The organism is Vibrio sp. Makdt, assembly GCF_027587015.1.
Taxonomy (GTDB): Bacteria; Pseudomonadota; Gammaproteobacteria; order Enterobacterales; family Vibrionaceae; genus Vibrio; species Vibrio chagasii_B.
The window spans coordinates 234,832-258,496 of the sequence record NZ_JAPPTH010000004.1 but is presented as its reverse complement, the minus strand read 5'-3'; the positions used below and the strand labels follow the sequence as shown (position 1 = coordinate 258,496).

Below are 23,665 nucleotides of genomic sequence, written 5' to 3'. Positions count from 1 at the left end.
TCCCATCCAAAACTGCTGCACTCTATAAGCCTATAGAGAGAGGAAGTCTTTCACTTTTTGAAGAACACGTTCTGCTGTCTCTTTATCTTCCATTTCTGCGAAGATTCGTAGTAAAGGCTCTGTTCCAGAGAAACGAGCAATCACCCAGCCGCCATTCTTAAAGTACACCTTGGCACCATCTTCATAGCTGACTTTTTCAATCTCGTACTCAAACTCAGGCAGCTGTTTCTCTACATAGAGCTTGGTGTAGAGCGCTTCTTTTTCTGAAGGTTTGAACTTGCAATCGCCTTCCGCGGTGTAGGCATAGCCATATTTAGAGTAGATCTCATCAAGGAGCTCTGACAATTTCTTACCCGTTACACTGATCATCTCAACCAGTAGGCTTGATGCAAAGACACCATCTTTACCTTTGATGTGGCCGCGAATGGTTAAACCACCCGAACTTTCCCCACCAATCAGAGAGTCGTCGGCTTCCATTTGCGAGCTGATATGCTTAAAGCCTACTGGAACCTCAAAGCTCTTTTCATCATGATCGGCCGCCACTTTATCGAGTAGATGAGTGGTTGCGATATTGCGAACTACCGAGCCTTTCCAGCCTTTGTACTCCAACAAGTAGTAGTAAAGCAGCAGTAGCACTTCGTTAGGGTGAATGAAGCTACCTTTCTCATCGATGATACCTAGGCGGTCGGCATCGCCATCGGTACCAATACCGATGTCGTAACCTTCAGCCGCAACCAAGTGCTTCAAGCGATACAATGTTGCTGCGCTCGGTGAAGGCATCAAACCGCCGAAGTCTGGGTTTTTACCATCGTTGATCACGTCGACATCACAACGGCCATTGATAAGAACCGTTTGTAGGGCGTTCTTCGCTACACCAAACATTGGGTCAATCAGTACGCGTAGGTTCGCTTTCTTGATCGACTCGATATCGATGAAGTTAATGATCGAATCAACAAAGTCGTTCATTGGGTTGATGATTTGGATCTCTTTGTCGTTCAACGCTTGTTCGAAGTCGACACGGATAACGTCTTCGTTGGTTAGAGTTGCGATTTGCTGTTCGATCTTCTCTGTGATGATCTCATCAGCATCACGACCACCTTCAATGAACACCTTGATACCATTGTAATCGGCTGGGTTGTGAGAAGCGGTAATACATGCCGAGTAGGTGCAGCCCATCTCTTTAGCTTGGAACATGACGATAGGGGTTGGAACAAACTTATCGATGAAGCTGACTTTGATGTTGTTAGCGGCTAAAACTTCAGCAAACCAACATGCAGCTTTATCGGAAAGGAAGCGACGGTCATAACCGATCACAAATCCGTTTTTAGCTGCATCTTCATTGTTGATGATGTTTGCCAGCGCTTGTGCCACAAGGCGAACGTTCTCTCTGGTGAACTCTTCACCAATGAAAGCGCGCCAGCCACCTGTACCAAATTTAATCATTAGAAAATCCTTTTAGTCTCTTGCCTCAAACTCAATAGGTTTGGGGCAAGAGTGGTTGGTTAAGTTGCGTGACTAGCCTAGAACAACGACAACATCGTTCACGCTGCCTTCTGCTTGAACTGGGATTGCGCCTTCTACTGACTCACCGTTGATAGTGATAGAGGCAACCCCTTTGCTTACTGCATTCGGGTTCTGTACTGTGATGTTGTATGTCGCACCACGCCATTGACGAGTCACTTCAAACTCTGGCCAATCTGTTGGGATACAAGGATCTACGGTTAAGCCTTCAAAGCCAGTACGAACACCAAGAATGAAGTTGGTTACTGCAAAGTAAGCCCAACCAGAGGTACCGGTTAACCATGGGTGGTTTGCACGGCCGTGGTCTTGGTGGTCTTTACCCATGATGAATTGCACGTACGAGTATGGTTCTGCGTAACGTGTTTCAATCATGTCGTTTTGGTTGTATGGGTTAAGTGCATCGTAGAATTTCATCGCACGGTCGCCACGGCCAAGTTTCGCTTCTGCTACCCAAGCCCATGGGTTCGGGTGAGAGAAGATAGCGCCATTCTCTTTTACGCCTTGGTAAACGCGAGTGACGAAGCCGATATCATCGTTTGGTGTCGCGAACGATGGAGAGTTTAAGTGCAAGCCGTATTCAGAGAATAGGTTCTCATCGACTGCATCCATCGCTTTTTCACCGCGCTCTTGAGAAACTGCACCAGATAGAACTGCTAGCGTGTTTGACTCAAGGTGTACACGACCTTCAGCTTGTTGAGCTGTACCGATCTTGTCGCCATTTTTGGTTAGACCACGAATGTACCAACCGCCTTCATCATCCCAAAGGTGTGTTTCACACGCTTCACGAACGTTCGCTGCCATTTCTGTGTATTTCGCAACATCAGCGTCGTTATTGCGGAACTTAGCTAAGTCTAAGAATTCTTGCAGAGCCCAGAAGTGTAGGAATGAAACCATTGAAGATTCACCGCCACCTAGGTTCAAACAGTCATTCCAGTCAGCACGTAGACCTTTACAGATACCTGTTTGACCAACGTATTCTGCAGAGAAGTTCAGTGCCGCTTTCATGTGTTCGTAGACTGTCGCTTCACCGCCGTCTGCGTAAGGAATCACTTCATCAAAGAACTCATGCTCACCAGTTTCCATCACGTATTTAATGATGGTCGGAACGATCCATAAGTGATCATCAGAACAAGTATCTTCGATGCCGTGGATCTTGTCGTCATCTGATGGCGTTGGGACTACCGTTGGTGATTTTGATGGCTCGACGTCTGCTTTCTCTGGATCAAACCAGTCTGGATCGAATAGGTGTAGACCGTAGCCCGCTTTAACTTGACCGCGTAGTAGGTCGACGATACGTTTACGAGTCATCGCAGGGTTCGCGTGAGGCACTGAGATAGCGTCCTGCGCGGTATCACGGTAACCCAGACCAGTACGACCACCAACTTCAATGAATGATGCAAAGCGCGACCACACCACACAGGTTTCTGCTTGGTATAGTGTCCAGGTGTTGATCATGGTGTCTAAGCCTTCGTTTGGAGACTTAACTTGGAACTTGTTGCAACGCTCGTCCCAGTGATCTTTGATGCCTTGGAACGCTGCATCTACGTTTGCAGTGTCTTGGTACTTTTCACGTAGACGCTCACCGTTGCCTTTACCGATACCTAGTACGTAAGCAAAGCGAACTTCTTCACCTGGTTGAATGGTAAATTGCTTATGCAGAGAACCACAGTGGTTGTAACAGGTTTGAGCGCTGTTCGAACACTTACCGTTTTCAACCGCAATCGGGTTAGCTTCATCGCGGTACATGCCAAGGAAGTTGTCACGTTGGCCGTCGTAGCTGTCTGGTGAGAAGGTTGACGCTAAGTAGTAGAAGCCTTCAAAGTCGTTAGTGTTGTAGTACAGATCGTATTCCAACACACCTTCTTGGTAAGACGTGCCCGCAGAGTACAGAGACATCTGGTGGTTTTGGTTGTCTGATTGGATGTGGCTGAACGAGAACTCTACAAATGAGAATGTGCTGATAGTACGTGGTTTATCAGTGTTGTTCTTTAGCACAACGTCCCAAACTTCTGCATCTTCACCTTTAGGTACGAATAGCGTTTTGGTTGCGGTAATGCCGCTGTATTCACATTTGAACTTTGAGTATGACAGGCCGTGACGAACCTCATAGTTCGCTTCATCTAGGCTCTTTGCCACTGGCTGCCAAGAGATAGACCAGTAGTCACCAGTTTCATCATCACGTAGGTAAACATAGTGTCCTGGGCGGTCCAAGGTGCCGTTTGGACGGAATTTAGTAACACGGTTGTATTCCGGAGAATTGTAGAACGAGTAACCGCCCGCATTGTGCGAAATTACAGTACAAAACTTTTCAGTACCTAGGTAGTTGGTCCAAGGTGCTGGTACATCAGGGCGAGTGATGACGTATTCGCGATTGTCGTTATCGAAATAGCCGTATTTCATTGTCATTTCCTTTTTAACAAACTGCATCTATGCAGCTAATTTTTAAATAGTGATGCTGAGTTTCGTTGGACTGAGCACCTTAATTTGAGTCAGCTATCACTCGGTATGAGCATGCTGTGGTTTTGTTTTATTCAGCTTTCCAAGGGTTGCGGTAATCAACATTGAGTCTGTCGAGTAGCGGCAAGTGACCCTTTAGGCGAGACAGGTAATCAAGCCAGTTTCGGTTGTTTTTGTGTGTCCAACATCCTTCAGCTAAAGCGCTAATTCTTGGGAAGACCATGTAATCCATACGCTTTTGGTTGGTGACGATCTCACACCATAGAGCACACTGAATTCCGCGGATCCGCTTACGAATTGGGTCGGTGTCGGATATCTCAGCAAGCGCTTCGTAGGTATAAGCTTGTTCTAATGGGATAACGGCAGCCCAATCTACGCCCGGCTCTTCCGGTGCGTAATCTTGGGTCATGTCGAGATAAGTAAATTGTGCGGGTTGTAGGACTACATCAAAGCCTTGGCGAGCACAGTTCACTGCGGCTTCTTCGCTGAGCCACGAGTAGATGATGGTCTCTTTGCTCACCTTGTCGCCGTGTTGTGCCTCTTCCCAGCCCACCATGCGCTTGCCTAGCTGCTTAAGTTTGTTCTCGGCATAGCGAAATAGGTGACCTTGTAAATCTTTGCTGTCTTGGTATTGATGCTCTTTCATCAGTGCTTGAGCAGCAGGACTGTTGGTCCACACACCCGGTGGCACTTCGTCTGCGCCCATGTGAATCAATTCACTCGGGAAGAGTTCAGCGACTTCTTCAATAACGATATCTAAGAACTGATAAGTCCCCGATAAACCTGGATTTAGTACATTGTCGTTGTAGTGCTGAATGCTCTTATATTGAGTGGTGTCCGCTTGCTCTACCAACATATCAGGCAGTGATTTGATCGCGGCGCGGCAGTGTCCCGGGATATCGATCTCTGGGATCACCGTGATGCTGCGCTGTTCTGCGTATTCAATAACTTCGCGAATCTGTTGCTGTGTGTAGAAGCCGCCGTAGTTTTCCGCAATATGGGTATATTGCGGTTCCAATGCATAGTTAGGGCCGCGCCAAGCACCGATTTCAGTGAGTTGAGGTAGTCGCTTAATCTCTATTCTCCAACCTTCATCATCGGTTAGGTGCCAATGAAAAACGTTGAATTTGTAGTGCGCCAGTTGGTTGATTAAACGCTTCACTTGCGCCACAGAGTGGAAGTGACGTGCGCAGTCCAACATCATGCCTCGGTATTTGAAACGAGGTTGATCGGCGATTTTGCAACATGGCACAGAGAAGTGTTCAGCATCTTGTTGTTGAACCAATTGGATTAAGCTAGCGACGGCATGCGTAAAGCCTGATTGGCTGCCGGATTCTACGACCACTTGCTGAGCTGTGATCGTTAGCTTGTACTCGGCTTCATCTAAAGTCGGATTACTACGCAGTAGAATGTCACCGTTTTCTTCTGGTGAGAGTTCTGTTGAAACCGCTAGCTCAAACGTAGTCAGTAATTCTTGTTGCAGCCAAGTGCTAGCTTTCTCTGCAAGGTGAGATTGAACTTCAACTTTGCACTCTTTGTTCAGTGCGAAGCCGCCTTGTTTCAGATCGAATTGATTTGGTTGGGGGATCAGTGCTACCTGTGCCGCATCTACTTCTGGGATTTGGCTGCGTTCACGATATGGTGAAGCCAGCACTATTGGTGATATTGCTACTGGTAGTACCGAGGTTTCGCCTTGGTTATGTGTTTGGATAAAGGCGTCATTGAGACCATCAGAATAGAAACGGAATGGGGCACTTTGAATACTAAATTCTAGATAGTAATGGTTGTTCGCCTTTAATACGGTGGCACTTGGCTGGTAAGAACAAAAGCTTCCTACCTGAGTTAATTCGCCTTGCGACAGACTCTCTGGAAGGATGAATCGGTCAAACGCAAAGTGGAGTGACCAATCTGTAACGTCAAGATCACTTAAGTTATGTACCGTAAGGCCAAATCGGCAGTTATTTTTTTGTTCAGAAAGAACAGCTAAGTCGATGCGATAATTCATATAACTTCCCTGCTAAGCCTGTTGATACAAGTTGTGTTGTGGTTTTCCGGCAAACATCAATGCGCCTTCGATAGCGTCAAATTGAGGTTCAACGATCCATTGTTGTATTGGTGGTGATAGCCAGTTGAGAATGCGCTCTGCGATACTGCCCATTAGGCACACCTTGTCTGCACCTTTTCGATGTAGTGCTAGTACAAACATTTCGATATCAGCGGCGGTTTGCTTGAGCATCTCGATAGCGAGCTCATCGCCTTCGTTAGCCAGTTGAAAAATTACTGGCGAGAATTGACCGTAGTCTTTTGGAATAGCGTCTTTTGACCATTTGACGATGGCATCAACATCATTGCCAAAGTGGTTCATCACGTGTTGAGTCAGTGCTGTCTTGTTGCGAATGCCATCTTCTGCCAGCAGAACTTGTTGAATCAAGCGAAGCCCCATCACCGCGCCGCCACCTTGGTCGGAAATTGGAAACTCACGGCCACCAACGACATGTTGCTCACCATCTTGTAGGTAAATGCCGCATGAGCCTGTTCCACCTATCATGATGGCGCCGTTTTGGCCATTGTGAGCACCAATACAAGCACCATAAGCGTCAGTGTTGAGCGTCATGCTGGCGAAAGGGTGCGGTTGTGCCATGAAGTCGAACCATGCTGACTTTTGCTCAGCACCTGCCAGCGCTAGGCCGACATGCATATTTGAAAAATGACTTGAATCGAGTTGCCCTTGCTGTGCCGCTTGAGTAATAGCATCGACAATTGAGCTCATCGCCACATCAACACCCAAAAGGATGTTAGCGCTGCCACTTTTCGCTTCACCAATGAGTGTGCCTTGGTCATCGCGAATACGAGCACGACAAGAGGTGCCGCCGCCATCAATACCTACGTAATAAAGCGTCATGATTATTGCTCCTTACGTTGTGCTAGGTAATTGAATTGCGCAGCGGTTGCCAATAGGAACCATGCACCGTGAGGGATCCATTGCTCGCCCCAGCGCCAGTTTTGAAGCATGTCATCTTTTTGTGCTGGTGGATTGAACGCAATGTCTTGATCATCTTCAAAGCCAGCGGTAATGCCGTTACAGATACCGCCTTTGGCATTGAAAAAACCAAGCTGAGGTAAGTAGTCAGGGTTGTTATGACCGTGACCATCAAGCATGCACATGTGGTAAGGGTTAAGGCCCAAGATCCAGTCGAGGCTGTTCTGTGAAAGCTGGATCAAACGTTCTTGCAAGCCGTGATCTTTAATATGTGGTTGAACGAGGTAAGCCATGGTTGCAATGGAACCAAGACGTGCGTTTTCACCTTGCCACCAGTAGCCGGTTTCGTTCTTCTGAGCTACGAAGAAAGCATCGCGCTTATCACCATCAACATTTTTTACGTACTGTCTTGGGTAGCCAAATGGGTTGGTGACTTTATCGGTGATGTTGATTTCGAACTGACATGCTTGTTCAACAACAATGCGAGCTTGTTCTTTGAGCTCTGCGTCAGTTTCATTATTGATGTATTCGCACAGGGCTATCACTGGCAACCCTGCTTCCGCAGCGTGGAAGTATGGACGAGAGCCATCAGCATTAGCTGACCAGAAGTGCTCAAATGAATCATCTGACTGTTGGCGAGAGATTAAACGAGTCGCCCAAGTTCTTGCTTCTGAAAGGTATTGTTCGTCTTGTGTTACTCGGTAAAGCTCATTGGCCGCGAGTAGGGCGCAATACTCATCGATGATGTTCTCTTCACCATCGTTTAGGTACTGTAAGTTGTATTCTTTTAGGTGCCAGTAACCTTTGGTCGCGGTATCAAGATAGGTTTGGCTCGAGTAGCTACCCGATATGTCTAGTTCAGACGCTGCGGCAAGTGCTGCAATAGCCACACCAGCACCTTGTCGGTAGCCGGCTTGCAAATCTGTTGATTTATGGCCTTCTTGAGTGGAGTACGCGCAGATGTCGCGTTGGTTGATATCTTTGCTCCACTTATCGAATACTGTCATGTAGAAGTATCCAGCCGCGTCTTGCATACGTACTAAGAAATCGGCACCGAATAGCGCTTCTTCCATTAGTCGTGTCATAGAGAATTTAGGGAAATCTGGGTTGTTGCTGGTTAAGCGCACGCTTTTAAGCATGTTCCAAACTACCATTGGAATCTGTTGTGGGTTTAGGTAATTGCCATACGACAAGTGGCTAAAATACTTGCTTACATCGCCTGATGCGTCGTACCAACCACCATGAACATCAACGTATCGGTCGGTGCCAAGAATTTGGGCTTGACGATCTTTCTTATCAAAAATGCCGCCACAACGTTGTGACTTAAAGTAGTGAAGCACATCAGAAAAAGTGTGGCTCATTAGTAGGTTGTTACCAATCTCGAACACTTCAGAGCGAAGGTTGTCAAAGCGCAGGTAGTAACGTCCGCTCTCAGTGAATGCGCTGAAATCGATCGTGAAGAATTGCCCTTGATGCCAGTTTGCTACGCGACCCTGTTTTACAACGTCGAAGTTACCCACGGTAATGTGGTTGTCGGCACACACGAGCAATGCAGTGGTACTGGATAAACGCGCTTTCTTTGTCTGCAGAATAGCTTGCTTAGGAGCCGAAGATTCGTAGCCAATATGGTTGGTCAATAACAGCATCAATATTCTCCAAAGGTCCTAGTTTCTTGTGGCTAGGTACCTGAATTGTTTTGGATATAAGTAGTTAGGGTCCGCAGACCCTAACTCAGTCTTAATGTTTAGCTTTCGTGTAGGTAGCAACGAACGAAGTGGTTCTCTGCTAATTGAGTCACGCCAGGAAGTTGCTCTTTACACTTGTCCATCGCGTGAGTACAACGGCCAGCGAATGGACAGCCTACAGATGCTGGTGTCCAAAGCGGGATTTCACCTTTGTTGCCAGCTAATTGGTCATGGATTGATTTCTTTGGATCTGGAACCGCTGAAACCAATAGTTGGGTGTAAGGGTGCTGAGGGTTAGCAATTACGTCATCGGTATCACCCCACTCAACCATGTGACCCACATACATTACTGACAGGTCTTCAGCGATGTAACGCGCAGTGGCGATATCGTGGGTGATGTAAAGCAGAGACATTTGTTTCTCAAACTTCATCTCTTCCATCAAGTTCAGAACACCGGCACGAATCGAAACGTCGAGCATTGACGTCGGTTCATCGGCAAGAACGACTTCAGCACCTACCGCGATGTTACGAGCAAGGTTGACACGCTGACGTTGGCCACCAGACAGCTGGTGTGGATACTTTTTCGCTGTCTCTTTTGGTGGGATTAGGCCTACTTGCTCTAAAAGATCGTATACACGCTCTTCTAGCTCTCTCTTGTTGCCAGAAGTCACCTTCTTGTGGATCAACAGTGGTCGAGCAATATGGTGGAAGATGTTATGGGTTGGATTCAGAGAACCAAACGGGTCTTGCCATACCATTTGCACACCTTCACGGTAATGCATCAGATCTTTACGGCTTGAGATATCTTGAATATCACGGCCTTTGTACTCAATGGTACCGCCTGAAGGCGCGTACATTTTTGCGATCATTTTTGCTGTGGTTGATTTGCCTGAACCAGACTCACCAACGACGGCTAGGCCGCGGCTTTTGTACATTTTGAATGACACGTCGTTAATCGCACGCATCATTGGGGTTTGAATGGTGGTACTGCTTATTGGGAAGTCTTTTACGACGTTCTTACCTTCTACCAATAATTGACCGAAATCTTTGCTCATAATTGTCTCCAGAATCCTTATTCGCTTCGCTTGCTTTTTGGCGGTCGGAGCCGCCTTGTTCGTTATTCACGCTGAATCAGCGTGCAAGCTATAGCTTCCTTTGTACTATTGGGTCACCGTACAGGTGGCAGTTCGACAAGTGTCCCGGCTCGATAGAGCGCAGCTTGGTTGGCACCTTGGTACAGGTTTCATGTACACGGTCACAACGAGCTTGGAAGCGACATCCTTCAGGAATCTCTAATAAGTTCAGAGGGTTGCCTGGAATGCCGGTTAGTTTTGTCTTTGGCCCTGTTAGTGGAGGGAAAGAACTACCCAGCCCTTTGGTGTAAGGGTGGTAAGGGTTTTCTAGAATATCTTGTGAGTTAGCGACCTCGATAAGCTCACCCGAGTACATGATGCCGATGCGGTCAGAGAACTCGACCATCAACGATAAGTCATGGGTGATAAACAGAATCGAGAAACCAAACTCTTCTTTTAGTGCATAGATCTTTTGTAGAATTTCGCGTTGTACAACCACATCGAGTGCTGTTGTTGGCTCATCCATGATGATCAGCTTTGGATTCAGTGCTAACGCGATAGCAATCACTAGACGTTGACGCATACCACCAGAGAATTGGTGAGGGTAATCACTCAAACGGCTCGGGTGAATGTCTACGATTTCCAGCAAGCCTTCAGCGCGCTTTTTAGCTTGCTCACGAGTCATGTTCGTGTGACGCATGATTACGTCACAGAACTGCTCTTCCATTGGTAATACTGGGTTGAGTGCGTTCATCGCACTCTGGAATACCATCGACATCTCACTCCAACGGAACGCTTGCATACGGTCATCACTGTATTCAAGAATGTTTTCACCATTGAAGATAACCTCACCACCACTGATGTAAGCTGGCGGCTTATGAAGACGCATTAGCGAGAAAGCAACGGTTGATTTACCACAACCCGATTCACCGGCTAGACCAAATACCTCACCAGGCGCGATATCGAAGCTAACGTTGTTACACGCACGCACATCGCCTGACTCTGTGATGTAATCCACGCATAAGTTGCGGATAGAAATTAGTGGTTCAGACATGATTATTTATCTCCGCTCCAAAGTGCATTTTGTGGTGGTAGTTCTGGTTCGCGTTCTTGTTTATCTTGAGCTGCAAGCTTTTTCCAACGCTTCATACCTTTGTGAGAACGTAGTTGTGGGTTAGCAATCTCATCGACAGCGAAGTTAAGCAGAGCAAGGCCTGTAACTAGCATTGTCAGTGCAATACAAGGAGCCAACAGTTCCCACCAAGCGCCAATCAGCATTGATGAAGAGGTTTGAACGTTGTAAAGCATGATGCCCCAGCTGATTGTGTTCGGGTCACCAAGACCTAGGAACGAGATTGTTGCTTCCATCATGATTGCGTACATTACTGAACCGATGAAACTTGCACCTACGATAGAGATAAGGTTTGGCAGAATTTCAACGAAGATGATGCGAATTGGAGATTCACCAAGTACTTCTGCTGCTTTAACAAACTCTTTTTCACGCAGTGCTAGGGTTTGGGAACGAACAACACGGGCGCCCCAAGCCCAGGACATAAAGCCGATAACCAAGGTTATTGTGAGTGGCCCTGCCTCACCGATAAAGGCTGCTACCACGAACAGTAATGGGTATTGAGGGATAACCAGCATGATGTTCATTGCCGCGGTTAGTACATCATCGACACGACCACCGAAGTAACCTGCAGAAACACCAATAACGGTTGCTAGTAGACATACTGTTAGACCAGCACCGAAGCCTACAGCGAGTGATACGCGTGCGCCGTATACCACTTGTGACCAAACATCACGGCCCATACGAGTTGTACCTAATACGTGGTCAGCCTTTTTAGACATGATCAACGTGCGGCGGTCGTCTGCAAGGTTTTGTGCCACCCAGCCGTTCGGACTAGTTTGTGCAGACTTAACAACAAAGCCTGGGTACTCGTGTGGGTTACCTGTGCGCTTGTCTGGTGCATGTTTGGTGATCAGTGGAGCAGCAAGAGCGCCAAGAACAAAGATGCTTAGGATGATGACGCCAGTTAGGGCCATCGGGTTACGCCAAATGAGTTTTAGAAAGTCTTTCATGATTATTTACCACCCTTACGAAGACGAGGGTCAAGAACTACGTACAGCATGTCTGCAACCAAGTTAAAGAACAGCATGAATAGCGTCATGATAAGTAGCTGACCTTGCAGTACTTGGTAGTCACGAGCGTTAATTGCGTTGAAAAGTACGCTGCCAAGACCTGGGTAGTTGAAGATGATTTCGATAATTAGCTGACCACCGATTGCCATACCTAGCGACATAGAAAGAGCTGTCACACTTGGTAGCATTGCGTTACGCGCTGCGTAGTTGAATACCACTCGGTTTTCGCTCAGGCCTTTGCCTTTCGCCATAGTGATGTAGTCTTCAGCAAGTAGGTTGATCATGTTGTTACGCATGTTGACTAGGAAGCCACCAATTTGAACAACTGAAGCACAGAACAGTGGTAAGAAAGCGTGGTAAGCCACGTCTTTGATGAATGCCCAGCTTGTCCAATCAGGTACAGTACCAGCGGTGTAAGCGTAACCCGTCGGGAACCACTTCAAGCCGATTGCAAAGGTAAATAGTGCAATCATCGCGATAACGACTTGAGGAACGGCTTGTAGAATCAGCATTCCTGGCGTCACAAAGGCATCGTATTTACTGCCGCGTTTCCACGCCGCGAAAATACCTAGGATTGAACCGATAGAGAAAGAAAGAATTACTGCGGTACCTGCTAAGAACAGCGACCAGCCGAATGCTCCACCCAACAATGAGTTTACAGAAAGAGGGTAGAATTGAATTGATGTACCAAGCTCCCAGCTAAGGATGTTCTTCATGTACGCTGCGTATTGAACTAGCAAGCCGCCATCAACGAAACCTAATAGCTCTTTCATTGCAGCAATACGTTCTGGAGTAACTTGTACCGAAGCGTTCGCAAACATCATGGTAACTGGGTCACCAGGCATTGCTCTTGGAATAATAAAGTTTAACGTCGCTGCAACTAATAGCGCGACAAAATAAAATGACAAACGTCTTAAAAAATAACCCATAACTCACACCTTACTCACCCAGATTGTTTCCCTGTTTCTGGATTCAGGTCGCTCCTAGCGAAATTTGGAACGAAAAATCCCCTGACGACGAGCGCCATACTTTCAATTGAGAGTGTGGGGATTTTTATAAGCGGCGTAAGAGATTACGCCGCAAGGATTGAACGATTACTTATTTAACTGGTTTTAGGTCCAGTACATGAAGTAGACGCTCTGGAATACCAGCCCAAATGTTTGGACGGCCTTTTGGATTTTCTTCGTTCCACCAACCAGTGAAGCGAGTTGTGTTGTATTGGTACATGTAAGCACCAGACATCACAGGGATTGTCACTTGGTCTGCAGCGATGATTTGCTGGATACCGTGTGCAATGTCTAGCTGTTCGTTCTTATCAGCTGTTTTGTAGAAGCTGTTTAGAAGACCATCTAGTTTGTCGTTTTTGTAGAAGTGCATAGCGAAACGAGGCATACCGTCACCAGATTGTAGTGATGAGTTGTAAGCACTGTTCCAGTACGTGTATGGATCCGCACCGTGGAAGTAGTTTGTGTATGCTACGTCGTATGTACCTTCAAGCATTGCTTGGTTGTATACAGAGAAGTCTGGCGTACGAGCTTTCGCTTTGATGCCTACTTCGTTTAGCTGCTCTACCGCTAGTTGAACTGTGTTGTTGAAGTCAGTCCAGCCGTTTGGCGATTGGATCATTAGTTCGAAAGACTTACCAGATGGAGTGTCAACAAAACCATCATTGTTTACATCTTTGAAGCCAGCGTCAGCGAGAAGCTTCTTCGCGCCTTCAGCGTTGTAAGTGTTAAAGCCTTTGTACTTGTTGTGAGTCTTTTCATCAGACCAAGCTTCGAATGCGTAGCCAAGACCAGATGCGAAGTCGTTCACTGTACCGCCACCGTAGAATGCGATGTCGATGATAGTTTGACGGTCAAGCGCCATAGAGAAGGCACGACGGAATTCAACGTTGCTTAATGCTTCATGCTCGCAGCATCTGGGTGCTTGAAGTTAACAACGAATGCTTGCGTACCTGCTGGCGGGTACCAGTAGTGGTGTTTAGGGCTAGCTGCCGCGTACGTACGGTCGATATCTGGAACGAAAGAAGACGTCCAGTCCATTTCACTGTTTACAACTTTACCTAGGAATTGGTCGTTGTTAGCAATTTGTGGAACACGTAGACAGTCAACGTCTAGGTTGTCTGCATCCCAGTAGTTCGGGTTTGCACACTGGATGTATAGTTGCGCTGTAAACGTATCGATTTCTGTAAATGGACCAGAACCTACCGGGTTTTCATTGGTAAACGTTGATGGATCTTTAACGTCTTTCCAGATGTGCTTAGGTACTACAGGTACTTTAGCAATCTCGTAAGGTACGTTTGAGTTTGCTTCTGTTAGGTTGAACTTAACTTGGTTGTCGTTTAGTTTTTCTACAGAAGTTACCCAAGAGTTGATACCAGATTGGTCAAGCTCTGGCTTCTCTTTTACAAGGTTGAAAGAAAAAACAACGTCATCAGCAGAGAAAGTTTCTCCATCAGACCATTTAACACCCTTACGAATGTCGAAAACAACGCTCATCAGATCATCTGACATTTTGAAGTTTTCAGCTAGACGGAACACAGGAGTGTTACCGTGCATTTCGTTAAATACTACTAGCGGCTCGTATAAGAAGTCAGTTGTAGTATGAAGGTTAGTAGCACCAAGGTACGGGTTAAAGTTACGTACGAATGTTGTGTACTCTTTCGGGTGAATAGTCAGTTCGCTGCGTTCTGCAGCTGTTGCTACTGATGCAAAACCTGTCGTAGCAGTTGCAATAATTGCTGTTGCTAGTGCTGTTTTTTTTATATTGGCAAGCATAGCTGTTCCTTACTATTTGCTTTCATTTCACTAATGGATTGAATGTTATCTATCGCTAATTGGTTAGTAGATACACACTCTGGTTAAAGGCCTACCTCTTCTTCGTTGCTCCAGATTCATCGCTGTTTCTGAGAAGTGGTAAGAGTGGCCTGTAGGCCTTTGGCAGGAGTAAGAAAACACCTTATCGATGAATTAATCAAACTCGTTTCCCGTCAAAAACGTTAAAAACAGATAACCTCACGTCATTAACGTCAAAACAGGGCGCTTTGGTGGTTTTTTGTTCGTAATTGTTAGGGTGATGTGACTCGCAACTAGTTTAGTGTTGAATGTTGTATGTAAGTGGTTACTTACATCTAGTGTATTTAAAGATGGCGGTTGTTTCTAATTTAATCTAATTGTAGATCTTGGTCACTTACTAATTTTACGTTAAATTTTCCGAGAAAATTAAATCTGCCGTTCTGTTGTGACTCGCTTCTCAAACTGCAACAAATAGTCAGGCTACGGTTAGAATCGGTGGAGAATAGAGCGAAAATTGGTAGCTGATGCCGATACTCATTACGTCGAAATAGCGTGATATTTCTCTTGTTTAAAGCTGTAAAAGAAGTGGGTGTGAATGGCTCTAATTGTGCTTTTTACGACTCTTATATGTACAAAAAAGCCCACGCAAGGTGGGCTAATAGAGTGATGTTAGTTCAGGATTAACTGGTCAGTAATTTCTGTAGTTTGTCTCTGAGCATCTCAATGTGCGTTCTTTCCGGTGTCTGTTCTTTACAGTGTTCGAGAATGAACTCGATAGAGCTTAGAACGGTTCGCCAGCGAGGCGTTTTAGGCAGTGTTTCTACACGTAGATATTTGTCTAACGTTCGCGTTTGTAGTGTGCTTCTGTCTAGATAAACGCGCCATAAGCCACTCTTTTCTGCGAACGCAAACTTGGTTTCTCCGGTAACTGATTCCCAGTAAAGGATGGCGTTGGTCATCGCGTCGACTAAGACTTCACGCATTAACTCTTGTTTGTTTTTACCTTCTCCAGTGGCTTTATCAGCAAGACGAGTAAACTCACCACCGAGCTCTTTCAACTGTTGAAGTTTGTCCTTATCACCTTCAAAGGCATAGCTAGAAAGCGCTTCAACAGCCGTCTCAAGGTTATTGATACGGTTTGAGTTAATACCACCGCCAACATTGAAGATGTACATGGTGTCGAGTCCAGAGCCTTCAGGTAACTTGAGGATGTCACTCGGTATGCGCTGACGAGTGTCATCTACATAGATGTCGATATCGCCACAGTAGTGTGCTTGTTCCACCTTAAGGTATTTAGGCGCGATGATTTCGTCGGCCATTGAGCGCTTGAGTTGCTCTTGGCCACGTCTAAATAGCTTGGCAGCGGCTTCGTTGGCAAAGCGAATACGTTGGTCATCACGAATACAGATGATGGCCTCTGGCGCTGATTCCAGCTGCTCGAGTAAGCGACCTTGAGTTTCTAGTAAGTTAGCTTCAACCATCGCTCTGTGCTTGAGTTCGAGTTGTAGTTGGTCGTTCTCAAGGCGTCTCTGCTCAGCTTTACTTGCTGAGAGGTGCGCTGTGATTCGAGCTGCTAGTTCTTGTTTGTTGAATGGCTTAGACAAATAGTCATTAGCGCCAGCTTCGAAGCCGCGTACACGGTCTTCTGCTTGGTTGAGGGCGGTCAGCATTATGATTGGTAATTGTGCATGGTCATATTGCTTACGCAATGTTTCACACACTTGATAGCCGCTCATGCCCGGCATCATGATGTCTAGCAGTAATAGCTCGGGCTTCTCTTTTTCAATCAACTCGATGGTTTCAGGGCCATCGCAGGCTGTACGTACTCGATAGCCTTCTAGTTTCAAGAAGCTGTCTAGTACACGAAGGTTAACGGGTTCATCATCGGCGATAACCAGCAGTGGACCATCAGGGTTCTCATTGATGACGCTGTTTTCTTGCTGTGTGTTATCAATCAAGTCAGGCGCTTTGAAGTGTGAGTAGCTACCTGATTCGTTGTAGTTTTTAAGTTCTTCTTCTGTCGCCAGAGGCAGAGTAAAGCTGAACGTAGTACCTAGCATTGGCTGGCTACTTACGTATAGCGAACCACCCATTAATTCAATTAACTGGCGACTGATCGATAAGCCAAGGCCTGCACCTTGGCGATAGTTACTGGCGTCTTGGCCTGCTTGAATGAGAGGCTCGAAGATATGTTCAAGATACTCTGCTGGTATGCCTTGGCCAGTATCGACCACTTGCACACGAATGTTGTCGTCGATTACGCTCGCAGAGATAACGATTTTACCTTCTGATGTGTATTTGATGGCGTTGCCGACCAAGTTATACATTACCTGCTCAAGGCGTTGAGGATCAGACGAGACTAGCCCTAAATCGCTTGGTACTTGGTTAATGATACGAATCGGTTTATTACCCAATAGGTGGTGAGATAGCTCAAGTACCAAGCTAGTGGCAGCAGAAAGATCAACAGCAGATTTCTTAATATCCAAACTGCCGTAACGCATCTTGTGATAATCAAGCAGGTCATCAACCAAGGTTGCTAGTCGCTGACCACTGTTGATGATGATATCCAGCTGATATTTCTGGTTAGCCGGAATAGGGCCATTTGCACCTGATATCAGTGCTTCAGCAATACCAACCATACCGTGCAGAGGTGTTCTCAACTCGTGTGAGGTGGTTGCTAAGAATTCATCTTTGAGTTTGTTGGCTAGCTGTAACTCATCATTTTGTTTCTGGATGGTCTTAAGGTTATCCTCAAGTTCATCATTTTGACTCTTGATCAGCTGCATCTTGTCACGAATCGAGCGCTGCATTCGCTCAAAGCTAACCGCTAAGCGACCGATTTCGTCTTTGCGCTCGGTATTGATCATAGTTTCATCAAGATCGCCAGCAGAGACTTTCTCAGCTGCCCATGTCAGTTTAAGCAGCGGTGAGGTGATGAAGTTTGATAAATAGTGCGATGCAACCACCACCAAAATGATGGCTGTGAGCATCACGATAACGAAGATCTTTTCAAGCTGGTGAATACGTGCGAAGGCTTCTTTTTCTGGAAGCTCAACGATCAAAGCCCAAGTGGCGTACTTGAGTTCAATAGGTGTATAAGCTGCGATGATGGCTTGATTCTGGGTGTTATCGAATGTGCCAACAGCGGTTTCGCCTGCCAGTGCTTTGTCCACCACATCTAGACTTAGATTGATAGATTCTTGCGAGTGAGCAAGGCTACGAGGTAAGTGGTCACTACCAACGAGCAGAGTCTGAATGTTAGAACTCTTGTTTAGATCGGCGATCAGCTTTGTGATGCCGTTGATTGGTAGTCTAAACATCGCGTAACTGTGTAAGTAACCTTGCTGTACGATAGGTGCACCTAACCATGCCGTCTGTTTACCGTTCTCGTCCTTAAAGTCAGAGACAATAACTGGCGTGTAATCTTCATTTGACTTGCGTCGGTCTGTGACGTCTTTAGCTAGGCGCTTGAAAGTAACACCTAGGTTTGAGTCCTTGTACTTACCAGTCAGCAAGTTAGTGCCGTAATCGTCATTTTTGAAGACGGAGTAAGCAACGTTACCGTTGATATCAACCAATAAAATATCGTCAAAATCGGAGCGTTTAAGTAGCTCTAGATAGGCGTTATGATAGCGCTTATGCAGTAGGCGATAACGTTCACTACCAATATAGCTGCTCGATTCTGGAAGAATGGATGTTTTGATCTGATCACCAGAACCTTGGATATAACGTTGCTGAGCATTGCTGCGAGCTTCGTCAATATCCAAGCCTAGGCGTTGGAAGGCATTGATTAAGCCATAGAAGCGTCCGCCACTGGCATTGGCTAGTTCTGAGCGAACAAAGCCCATGACTTGGGATTCTTGAGCCTGTAGGTAGTCGACAATCTGTTGTTGCTTAGTATCACGAACAGAAACAAGGTGCGAAGTGCTTTGTTCCTGAAGATCCTGACTGTGCGATTGAAGGAAAAATATCGCGATAAGTGTCACTGGGGTAATACTAAGGACAAGAAATGCCAGCATTAGGGTGTTTTGAAGGCGCTTAAACTTCTGCTTACGATAAAATCTAAACATAAATTGGGTACTACTTTCCTTTGATGTACTGCTAAAAGGGGCGAAAACAAGTACAGAGAATAGAATTAATGGTTTCCAATTTAACGAAATTAACGAGTTTTTTTACTTTGACAAGTAAGTGGTATTTAAAGCGTGTGCAAAAGCTCACTTTTATAGACTTTTGACAAAAATATGAACAGACAGCGCAGATAATGACCCTGCGCTGTGCTAGAGAGGCTACTTGTTTGCGTGGTAGATCGCGAATTTGGTGGTCTTATTTAGAGTCGCGCATTTTCCAAATGCTTGCTCAATAATTGGGATGTATTTTAGGAAGCTGTTGGCAACAATGATCAGCTCACCAGAACGGTTTAAATACTGTGGAGCCTGTGCCAGAAGGGTTTCTGTTGCACTGTAGCTCGTATCCAAGCCCGAGTGGAATGGTGGGTTGCTGATAATGAATTGATAGTCTTGCGCCGTATCTGAATAGACATCAGAAGCGAAAACTTTGCCCGTTAAGCCGTTCGCTTCCAAAGTTGCTTGGCTAGACGCTACTGCAAACGCACTGATGTCGCACATCTCAAGTTCAATATCAGGATTGCGAGAGGCCATTACTGCACCGAGTACGCCGGCACCGCAACCGAAGTCCAATACTTTGCCCTTCAACGTTGGTAATGTATCTAGCAGAAGCTGGCTACCGACATCAAATTCACCATGGCTAAATACACCTGGCAGGCTTTTTACGGTAAGTGACTGCTCACCAATGTTCACCGTGTAGGTTTTAAACCAGTCTTGCAGGTTAAAAGCGGCTGGCTGCTCAAAGCATTGACCCCAGTAGAAAGAGCAACGACGCGCTGAATCGTATTTTACGACCTTACCGTAAGCGACAAACATCTTCTCAACGCTTTTCACGCCAGAGCGGTTCTCACCAACCACAACAATCTCAGTGTCCTTGCCTAGTTTGGCAAACAGCATTGCCAGCAAAAATTCAGCTTCAGCTTTTGCTTTTGGCCAGTACAACATCACTAAGTCAGCTTTGGTCTCTTCGGTAAACTCAGCGCCGTAAAAACGTTGGATCGTGCTGTAGCCTTCAAGCTGACGGTAGTAGCTGTAGTTTGAAGTAAATACAGAGACTGATTCACAGTGTTTTGCTAACTCAACAGGGAATAAGTCTTCAGCCTCACCGGCAACTAAAACATGTTTACCTTCAAAGTAGGCAAGTTGGCGCTCAGCAATCTGGCTTGGGGCAATATAAGCTGACATAGGACACTCTATTGAATCGTTAGCAAAAAATGAGGGCGGATTTTCGCATAATCCGCCCAAAGCTTGAAGTGTTTAATACTCGTTTGGCAAGTAAGTGATTGAAGAGCGGTTTAACTCTTGTCTTGCTGATTTAAAAAGTCCTTAAACTCTTCATCGTAGATGTTAAATAGAACAATGGTAATCGCAAAAATCAACGGGCCGTAGATAAGACCAATCAGTCCGAATAGTTGGATACCACCCAGTAGCGAGAAGAAGATCATTAGTGTGTTCATACCTGCACTGCCTTGCATCAACAGTGGACGAAGTAGGTTATCTATCGAGCCAACAATTGCGACGCAGTATACCGTTAGGAAGATGGCCCAAGTTGTGTCACCGGTTAAGAACAAATAAGCCGCCGCCGGGATCCAGATTAGCGCAGTACCGACTACCGGGATGAAAGATGCAAAGCCCATCATAGTGCCCCAGAACAGGCCTGGGAAGCCAGCAATCCACATACCGAAACCACCAGCAATACCTTGTGCGATTGCAGTTAGGAATGAGCCCATCACTGCTGATTTTGATACTTGCTCAATCTCAGCGAGAAGTTTGTCTTCTTGGCTGCGAGACAGAGGAAGAATGTGGCGAACCACACTGATGATTTTGTCATGATCTCTAAGTAGGAAGAACAGGACGAACAGCATCAAGAAGAAGTCCATCAAGAAGTTGGTTGCATCACCAAGGATCTTCGCACTAATGCCGACAAGCTTAGAGCCAAAGCTCGTCGCGAACTCGCCAACTTTTTGTGCGATAGCTTTCGGTTCAATGTTATCGAAAGGCAGGTAGTTATTTACGAACGACAGCGCTTTAACCACGATAGGGTGCTCAAACAGGGTTTGAATACCGCCATGGGTTACCCATTGATAGGTGTTTTGAGAAAATAGAGAGCCTTGTTGCACGATCGCTGCAAACACCGCCAATAGAGGGATAACGATAATAAAGGTTAGAATCACACACGAAAGCAATGAGACTAGGTTTGCTTTATTTGGGATCTTCTTTTCAAGCCACTCATGGATCGGAAACATCAATAGTGAAATGATGAAGGCCATCACGATAGAGTTAACGTATGGTTCTATAAGTAAGTAACAAGCATAAGCCGCAGCGAGCAGCGCAATGATGATTACCCAGTGACTGGAATTGATTTTAATTTTTTCTGACACGGTAATGGTCTCTATATTTGCGTTCTGAGTTTATAATGGCTGCAAAACAGAGAGTTAGCAATGAGGAGTTTTGATTATGGGATGCTGTAATAAAGATAAGAAATACCAAGATGAAGAGCAGCAAACGAAAAAAGAGATCCCTTGGTTCAGAATGTTCCTTGGTACGCTGATGCTGTTGGTTTTCTTGTTCTGGGAACGTTAAGCGCTTTGCCGACATTGGATGACGGATGTGAAAGGGAGGTTCCCTTAAAAAAGCTGAGTGCCATCCATTAAAAAGGGCTGCGTTAATGCAGCCCTAAATTCAATCAGTTAGCGACTTATCAGCGCTTATGATTATTTGCTTTCTGCAGCAATAATCGCAAGAGAGCGGTCAGCGGCTTCTAGTGTCGCATCAATCTCTTTTGAACCGTGAGCAAGCGATGTGAAGCTTGCTTCGAATGCTGAGGGTGCAAGGTATACACCGTGATCTAGCATTAGGTGGAAGAAGCGCTTGAAGCGTTCTACATCACACTTAGTTACATCTTCGTAGCAAGTTACAGCCTCTTGCTCAGTGAAGAAGAAACCAAACATGCCACCAACTTGGTGAACCAGCATTGGAATGCCGTGCTTGTCAGCAAGTTGCTTGAAGCCATTCGCTAGCTGCTTAGTTTTTGATGCTAGACGCTTCTCGTTGCCTTCTTCACGTAGAAGGTTCAGACATGCATAGCCTGCAGCCATTGCTACTGGGTTACCAGAAAGAGTACCCGCTTGGTAAACTGGACCCGTTGGTGCGATGTATTGCATCACGTCTTTACGACCACCAAAAGCACCGACTGGCATACCGCCACCGATAACTTTACCTAGACACGTTAGGTCTGGCTTGATGTTGTAGTAAGCCTGCGCACAGCCTTCAGCCACACGGAAACCTGTCATTACTTCATCAAAGATCAGTAGCGCGCCTTCTTGGTCACAGATCTCACGTAGACCTTCGTGGAAGCCTTCTACTGGTGGAATACAGTTCATGTTGCCCGCTACAGGTTCAACTATGATACAAGCGATCTCACCTTTGTTTGCTTCAAACAGCTCACGTACAGAGTCTAGGTTGTTGAATGTCGCCGTTAGTGTGTGCTTAGCGAAGTCTGCTGGTACGCCTGGAGAGCTTGGCTGACCTAGAGTCAAAGCGCCAGAACCTGCTTTTACAAGTAGGCTGTCTGCGTGGCCATGGTAGCAGCCTTCAAATTTAAGAATTTTGTCACGACCAGTAAAGCCACGAGCAAGGCGAATCGCGCTCATCGTTGCTTCAGTACCTGAGCTAACCATACGTAGCTGTTCCATTGAAGGAACCATCTCAGACACAAGCTCAGCCATTTTGATTTCAGTTTCAGTTGGGGCACCGAAGCTAAGACCACGTTGAGCCGCTTCAATTACTGCATCACGGATAACAGCGTGGTTGTGACCAAGGATCATTGGACCCCAAGAGCCAACGTAATCGATATATGCTTTACCATCAGCATCAAAAATAAGTGGGCCATCAGCGCGTTCAACGAAGATTGGAGAACCACCTACGCCATTGAATGCACGAACTGGAGAGTTTACGCCACCAGGAATAGTTTGCTGTGCTTTTTCGTACAGCTCTGCTGATTTGGTCATTGATATATCCTCTTTTGACTGTCGGACCAATTGGCAGGCATTGTACCTATCCATAATCCAACTAGGAATGGTTTCGCTGATATAATCGCCCGAATCTGATTGTTTTGTGTGGTTGCACATTCATTTTGTTTTTATTTGATGAGTTTTTAGCAGGAAAAACGGCGATCAGGTGGTGAATACTTGAACGTTTCAGTCAGGTATTGGATAATCAGCAGAATATAAGAAAATACTCAACAACTATGGTCTCGAATTAGATTTGTATCATGTTGTTTTTGACACAGGTAAGAGAGGTTGTCGTGAGCGAAGCAAATATCCCATTGTCTTTTTCTGATGCAGCAGCTACCCGCGTACAAACGCTGATTGCTGAAGAAGAAAACCCAGAACTAAAACTGCGTGTATACATTACAGGTGGTGGTTGTAGTGGTTTCCAATACGGCTTCACATTCGATGAAAAAGTAAATGATGGCGACACTACGATTGTAAACAGCGGTGTAACACTGGTTGTTGACCCAATGAGCCTACAATACCTAATGGGTGGTGTGGTTGATTATACAGAAGGTCTAGAGGGTGCACGTTTCTTCGTAAACAACCCTAATGCAACAACAACATGTGGTTGTGGCGCATCATTTAGCGTATAGCAATAAATAAAAAGCTTTCTCTGAAAGCTATATTCGAAACACCGTAAACGCCGGACTTATGTTCGGCGTTTTTGTTTTTTATCCCCTTCATTTTTACTTCCTTTAGTACATGGCATATTTTTTAAACTGTCGATAACGTCCTCAACTTTATTTCTCCTGTCCTGTTAATATTACTTATTTGTATCAGTGCGTCTCTTATGACGCTGTTGCGTCAATTAATGCACCTAATGCGCCAGA

Annotated in this window: 15 protein-coding genes and 1 pseudogene; 2 read left to right on the top strand and 14 right to left on the bottom strand. The window is 45.9% G+C overall.

What is annotated here, in order from left to right; translation table 11 throughout:
- Positions 1-30: 30 nt before the first annotated feature.
- The 13 genes and pseudogenes from OH460_RS06960 to OH460_RS06900 form a co-directional block, all read right to left on the bottom strand.
- Positions 31-1,443, bottom strand: a complete 1,413-nt coding sequence (locus OH460_RS06960) for a phosphoglucomutase/phosphomannomutase family protein (RefSeq protein WP_269996143.1) — start codon at positions 1,441-1,443, stop codon at positions 31-33.
- 72 nt (positions 1,444-1,515) lie between these two features.
- On the bottom strand, positions 1,516-3,921 hold the full coding sequence (locus OH460_RS06955) for a GH36-type glycosyl hydrolase domain-containing protein (protein ID WP_269996141.1): 2,406 nt from the start codon (positions 3,919-3,921) through the stop codon (positions 1,516-1,518).
- Positions 3,922-4,048: 127 nt separating this feature from the next.
- Positions 4,049-5,983, bottom strand: a complete 1,935-nt coding sequence (locus OH460_RS06950) for a beta-N-acetylhexosaminidase (RefSeq protein ID WP_269996139.1) — start codon at positions 5,981-5,983, stop codon at positions 4,049-4,051.
- A 12-nt stretch (positions 5,984-5,995) separates the two neighbouring features.
- Entirely contained in the window at positions 5,996-6,880 is an 885-nt protein-coding gene (locus OH460_RS06945) for an N-acetylglucosamine kinase (protein ID WP_269996137.1), read from the bottom strand.
- Positions 6,881-6,882: 2 nt separating this feature from the next.
- Positions 6,883-8,604 (bottom strand): glycoside hydrolase family 9 protein, encoded by a 1,722-nt coding sequence (locus OH460_RS06940; protein ID WP_269996136.1) that lies wholly within the window; start codon positions 8,602-8,604, stop codon positions 6,883-6,885.
- A 98-nt stretch (positions 8,605-8,702) separates the two neighbouring features.
- Positions 8,703-9,698 (bottom strand): ABC transporter ATP-binding protein, encoded by a 996-nt coding sequence (locus tag OH460_RS06935; protein ID WP_008222184.1) that lies wholly within the window; start codon positions 9,696-9,698, stop codon positions 8,703-8,705.
- Positions 9,699-9,786: 88 nt separating this feature from the next.
- Positions 9,787-10,770: an ABC transporter ATP-binding protein gene (locus OH460_RS06930; protein ID WP_008222182.1), complete on the bottom strand. Its 984-nt coding sequence runs from the start codon at positions 10,768-10,770 to the stop codon at positions 9,787-9,789.
- A gap of 2 nt (positions 10,771-10,772) precedes the next feature.
- Positions 10,773-11,798, bottom strand: coding sequence for an ABC transporter permease (locus OH460_RS06925; protein WP_008222181.1), 1,026 nt, complete (start codon positions 11,796-11,798; stop codon positions 10,773-10,775).
- Positions 11,799-11,800: 2 nt separating this feature from the next.
- Positions 11,801-12,787 carry an ABC transporter permease gene (locus OH460_RS06920; protein ID WP_004738220.1) on the bottom strand — a complete coding sequence of 329 codons (987 nt, stop codon included), beginning with the start codon at positions 12,785-12,787 and terminating at the stop codon, positions 11,801-11,803.
- Between the two features lie 169 nt (positions 12,788-12,956).
- Positions 12,957-14,638: pseudogene (locus tag OH460_RS06915) on the bottom strand (ABC transporter substrate-binding protein).
- Positions 14,639-15,336: 698 nt separating this feature from the next.
- Positions 15,337-18,726 (bottom strand): response regulator, encoded by a 3,390-nt coding sequence (locus OH460_RS06910; protein WP_269996128.1) that lies wholly within the window; start codon positions 18,724-18,726, stop codon positions 15,337-15,339.
- A gap of 216 nt (positions 18,727-18,942) precedes the next feature.
- Positions 18,943-19,965 (bottom strand): 16S rRNA (guanine(1207)-N(2))-methyltransferase RsmC, encoded by a 1,023-nt coding sequence (gene rsmC / locus OH460_RS06905; RefSeq protein WP_269996126.1) that lies wholly within the window; start codon positions 19,963-19,965, stop codon positions 18,943-18,945.
- A gap of 110 nt (positions 19,966-20,075) precedes the next feature.
- Positions 20,076-21,161 (bottom strand): AI-2E family transporter, encoded by a 1,086-nt coding sequence (locus OH460_RS06900; protein ID WP_008222174.1) that lies wholly within the window; start codon positions 21,159-21,161, stop codon positions 20,076-20,078.
- A 76-nt stretch (positions 21,162-21,237) separates the two neighbouring features.
- On the opposite strand from OH460_RS06900, the gene OH460_RS06895 reads away from it, so the two are divergent.
- Positions 21,238-21,363: a hypothetical protein gene (locus OH460_RS06895; protein WP_269996123.1), complete on the top strand. Its 126-nt coding sequence runs from the start codon at positions 21,238-21,240 to the stop codon at positions 21,361-21,363.
- A gap of 131 nt (positions 21,364-21,494) precedes the next feature.
- On the opposite strand, the gene hemL is transcribed toward OH460_RS06895, so the two are convergent.
- A complete protein-coding gene (hemL, locus tag OH460_RS06890) occupies positions 21,495-22,790 on the bottom strand; it encodes a glutamate-1-semialdehyde 2,1-aminomutase (RefSeq protein WP_269996121.1) in 1,296 nt (431 codons plus the stop codon).
- 296 nt (positions 22,791-23,086) lie between these two features.
- On the opposite strand from hemL, the gene erpA reads away from it, so the two are divergent.
- Complete coding sequence (gene erpA / locus OH460_RS06885; protein ID WP_004738231.1) at positions 23,087-23,428, top strand: iron-sulfur cluster insertion protein ErpA; 342 nt, start codon at positions 23,087-23,089, stop codon at positions 23,426-23,428.
- The last annotated feature ends 237 nt before the right edge of the window (positions 23,429-23,665 follow it).

Excerpts from the sequence above, each read along its gene's own strand:
- OH460_RS06925 (WP_008222181.1), bottom strand. The coding sequence starts at position 11,798 with ATGAAAGACTTTCTAAAACTCATTTGGCGTAACCCGATGGCCCTAACT.
- hemL (WP_269996121.1), bottom strand. The coding sequence starts at position 22,790 with ATGACCAAATCAGCAGAGCTGTACGAAAAAGCACAGCAAACTATTCCT.
- rsmC (WP_269996126.1), bottom strand. The coding sequence starts at position 19,965 with ATGTCAGCTTATATTGCCCCAAGCCAGATTGCTGAGCGCCAACTTGCC.
- OH460_RS06935 (WP_008222184.1), bottom strand. The coding sequence starts at position 9,698 with ATGAGCAAAGATTTCGGTCAATTATTGGTAGAAGGTAAGAACGTCGTA.
- OH460_RS06950 (WP_269996139.1), bottom strand. The coding sequence starts at position 5,983 with ATGAATTATCGCATCGACTTAGCTGTTCTTTCTGAACAAAAAAATAAC.
- OH460_RS06940 (WP_269996136.1), bottom strand. The coding sequence starts at position 8,604 with ATGCTGTTATTGACCAACCATATTGGCTACGAATCTTCGGCTCCTAAG.
- OH460_RS06960 (WP_269996143.1), bottom strand. The coding sequence starts at position 1,443 with ATGATTAAATTTGGTACAGGTGGCTGGCGCGCTTTCATTGGTGAAGAG.
- OH460_RS06910 (WP_269996128.1), bottom strand. The coding sequence starts at position 18,726 with ATGTTTAGATTTTATCGTAAGCAGAAGTTTAAGCGCCTTCAAAACACC.
- OH460_RS06945 (WP_269996137.1), bottom strand. The coding sequence starts at position 6,880 with ATGACGCTTTATTACGTAGGTATTGATGGCGGCGGCACCTCTTGTCGT.
- OH460_RS06920 (WP_004738220.1), bottom strand. The coding sequence starts at position 12,787 with ATGGGTTATTTTTTAAGACGTTTGTCATTTTATTTTGTCGCGCTATTA.
- OH460_RS06895 (WP_269996123.1), top strand. The coding sequence starts at position 21,238 with ATGGGATGCTGTAATAAAGATAAGAAATACCAAGATGAAGAGCAGCAA.
- OH460_RS06955 (WP_269996141.1), bottom strand. The coding sequence starts at position 3,921 with ATGAAATACGGCTATTTCGATAACGACAATCGCGAATACGTCATCACT.
- OH460_RS06930 (WP_008222182.1), bottom strand. The coding sequence starts at position 10,770 with ATGTCTGAACCACTAATTTCTATCCGCAACTTATGCGTGGATTACATC.